Annotated in this window: 1 protein-coding gene; it reads left to right on the top strand. The window is 58.6% G+C overall.

All coding sequences use genetic code 11. The features are described from left to right. Positions 1-124: 124 nt before the first annotated feature. Positions 125-538, top strand: a 414-nt coding sequence (locus tag ACTWQI_RS29890) for a hypothetical protein (protein ID WP_443275235.1), incomplete at its 3' end; no start/stop codon positions are given.

Here is a 538-nt window from a genome sequence, read left to right as displayed (position 1 = left end):
GCTGGAGACGGATCGAAGATCGAACGAAATTGACAAGGGAGTGGACATGAAGGCTCGATCGGTTGTCAAGCGGTCAATGGTCAAGACTCTGGATCGACTATCGCGTTCCCCCAGAGTCGAGTCGGTGACCTTCTCCACCATCGCGCTTCACGACTCGTGGCGTGACAACGCCTCTGATGAACTGAAATTCCTCGCATTTTGCGGCAGCATGCAGCATATTGCGCACGGGCAACTCCTGCAGGATCTCTGGGTGCTTTTCGAGCTTGACCTCAAGGCGAACGGCTACTTCGTGGAGTTCGGCGCGCACGATGGCGCCAGACACAGCAATACGAAGCTTCTCGAAGACAGATTCGGCTGGACCGGCTTGCTTGCGGAGCCGAACCCCGACATGGCGGACATTCTTCGGAGCAGTCGATCGGCGGCAGTCGATGGGCGTTGCGTCTGGGATGTCAGCGGTGACTCGGTCGCCCTACTGGTCACCGGCGATCCAGAACTGTCCACGGTCACCGGTTATGCGTCACCGGACCTGCACAGTGAC

Origin of the sequence: Streptomyces sp. KR80 (assembly GCF_052245555.1) — a bacterium.
GTDB lineage: Bacteria > Actinomycetota > Actinomycetes > Streptomycetales > Streptomycetaceae > Streptomyces.
Note: the sequence above shows the minus strand (reverse complement) of the source record. Positions and strands in the feature narration are given on the sequence as shown.